The organism is Bartonella sp. CL435QHHD, from assembly GCF_042195095.1.
Lineage (GTDB): Bacteria > Pseudomonadota > Alphaproteobacteria > Rhizobiales > Rhizobiaceae > Bartonella.
The window spans coordinates 1-2698 of record NZ_JBHINS010000072.1; the positions used below are offsets into that span (position 1 = coordinate 1).

Consider the following 2698-nt stretch of genomic DNA (forward strand, 5'->3'; position numbering starts at 1 on the left):
TAAAACCTGCTTTACGACCCGCATCATCGCCGTCCATTGCAATGGTGAGACGCCCTTTTGTATGGGGTAAATTCACACGCATCATGCCACTGGTTGAAAGAGAAGCCCATAAATCAACGGGCTCTGATAACAACCCAGACAAAAGAGCCAGACCGGTTTCAATGCCCTCACAAATGACCAGATGTTTGGGATTGCCTTGACTTAAATGCACAGCACCACCTGTTACAGATCCCAACATGGCTTTTGCTGGTTTTTGGTCTGTTTTGCAGCCATTGGCTTGTAAAAAGGTTCTATGAATGGCGAAAGAGCCAGCGCCCTTAACAAGAGCCACCAACGCGGGCAGTGTAATCCCAGAGGGGTGTGGACACTTGTCGTAAAAGCGTAAATCAGCAGGCAAATCACATGTGATCCCCCGCATACGTAAATAGGTTTCTGCTAAAGTATTTTTGATTGGTTGGCTTTGTTGCCAAATTGCTTTTGCTCTCTCTGCTTTCTGTTTTGCTCGTTTGAGATCAGCACAAAACTGTTTGGAGAAAGAAAGCGTATGATCATAAGCTTGTTTTCCAAGCAAGCCAATTCTAATGAGCGCTTGTATGATCTCTCTAAAAGAGCAGCCAGCATAACAATAGAGCAATAAACGCCCATCATGTCCATTGGCAAGGGATAAGCTAGGCAGCCTATCATCATGAGCAGGGCAACGGGCTGTTCCATAACGCCCATGCCAAGTACCACGCAAGGCACGTGTGATACCTTGCGCATTCTTAAAAGAACACATCATTTTAAATCCTATAACGTTGCGTCATAGGACGGATTGTGCTATCTCTAGGGTGATGAGTTTGAGAAAGCCTTGTCCGTCCTTACGCGACAAGGTTTTTTTATGCCGCGTCACTTTGACGTTGCTGTTTTGCTTGCTCGATGACATTCAAAAGATCTGATTGTAACCAACGGGATAAAAAGCCAAATTTTAAAGGTTTTGGGAGAGAGCCATTGGTAACATGACGGCGGAAAGTTGAGACACTCATATGAAGCAATTTTGCACTTTCACGGTCTGTCAAAAGAATATCATTTTCTGTCATTCTAAAATCCTTTCTATCAAAAAATGGTAACAAATCATAACCATTTATTAACCACATTTTGGTTCATTTAGAAAGATGTTTTATTCATAGAAAACAATATTTTATCATATAATTTCTGATGTGATAATTTATGACTCTTATTGAGAAAAAATGAGAGAGAAGAGAGCTAAAGTTATCCACAGATAATGGGGTTATTCACCCCATATTTTAGGTTTGACCCGTGACATAAGCCGCCCATATATCCATATAGACACGGCGCTGTTCTAGATAGTCAGTACGACGATAGGAGCGCTCTACTTGTCCTCCTACTGTATGACTTAGAATAGTTTCAGCGACCTCATAGGGGGCATCGGTTGTTTCTGCTAGCCAATCGCGTAAACTAGAGCGAAAACCATGGGGGCAAGCTTCAATTTTATTTTTTCTCATATACGCCGCCATCATCGTATGTGAAAGAGGACCACGACCGGTAAGTGAAAAGATGAAATCACTTTTAGAGATACAGCGGGCTTGTTCAATTACTTTTATTGCTTCAGATGATAGGGGCACGCGAAACTCTGTTGTGGNGATACAGCGGGCTTGTTCAATTACTTTTATTGCTTCAGATGATAGGGGCACGCGAAACTCTGTTGTGGCATCACGCTTGCCTTTCATATTCTCAGCAGGGATTGTCCATATATCACCTTCAATCTGATCTTCACGAATATGACGCAAAGGGTTGGTACGAACGCCTGTCAGGATAAGCAGACGCAAAGCTAAATGTTTTATAGTTGTTGTTTTGCAGAGAAATTGGTAAAAAGCCGGCACATCTCTCCAATCCATGGCTGGTAAGCTTTGTTTTTTATGACGTTGTTTGCCTAAGAGAGCGCGTGCTTTTTCTACTGCTTGTAAATCAACATCTAACCCTAATGCAGCCGCATGTTTGAGACAAAGATTAAGACGCATTAGTGCTGTTCGAGCAGTTCCAGCTTTTGTATGCCAAATAGGGGCAAGGGTATCGCGTATCTCTGTTTGCGTAATCTCTGAAACGGGCAGACAGCCTAATTTAGGGAGAATATGGAGGCGTAAATGTAAAAACCAATTACAAGACTCACCATCATTCTTTAATTCAGCTTTACGGCTTTCAAAAGCATCTAGAGCAATATCTTTTAAATAATGGAGATTGCGCATTGCCTCACGCTTTTGTTTGTTGCGTTCTTTAATAGGGTCACGCCCCTCACGTAAAACAGCCCGCCACCTAGTTGCCAATTCACGGGCTTGTTTTAAAGAAACATCTCGCAAGGCACCCAAGCCCATTTCGCGGCGCCGACCATGAATGGTATAACGATAAAGCCATTGAGCACCACCATCTTTACGTTTGTGAAGAAGCAAGCCGGCACCATCATTATATTTACCAGCTCCCAATGTTGCTACAGCCCTTGCATTAAGACGATTCATAAGAACCATTTTTACTCCTTTCTTGTACAATTTTTACCCACACATCAACCCCGCTTGTGGTGTGCAAGTAAGTGGTTTTGATTGATTCAAGATAAACAGATTTGAAATGAGAGAATCCTACGTTATTCGGGCGTCTAATTCAATATGAACAGAGCTAGATTATCATTATAAATCAATATCTTGTATCG

Annotated in this window: 3 protein-coding genes; all 3 read right to left on the reverse strand. The window is 42.3% G+C overall.

Annotated elements, in window-relative coordinates; all coding sequences use genetic code 11:
- Positions 1-778 (reverse strand): toprim domain-containing protein (locus ACFILH_RS05705; RefSeq protein ID WP_375667491.1); only part of this gene is annotated, 778 nt, incomplete at its 3' end.
- Between the two features lie 97 nt (positions 779-875).
- Positions 876-1076, reverse strand: a complete 201-nt coding sequence (locus ACFILH_RS05710) for an AlpA family transcriptional regulator (RefSeq protein ID WP_007347209.1) — start codon at positions 1074-1076, stop codon at positions 876-878.
- A gap of 207 nt (positions 1077-1283) precedes the next feature.
- The gene (locus ACFILH_RS05715; RefSeq protein WP_375667493.1) at positions 1284-2519 is read right to left on the reverse strand and encodes a tyrosine-type recombinase/integrase; all 1236 of its coding nucleotides are present in this window, start codon (positions 2517-2519) and stop codon (positions 1284-1286) included.
- Between the last annotated feature and the right edge of the window lie 179 nt (positions 2520-2698).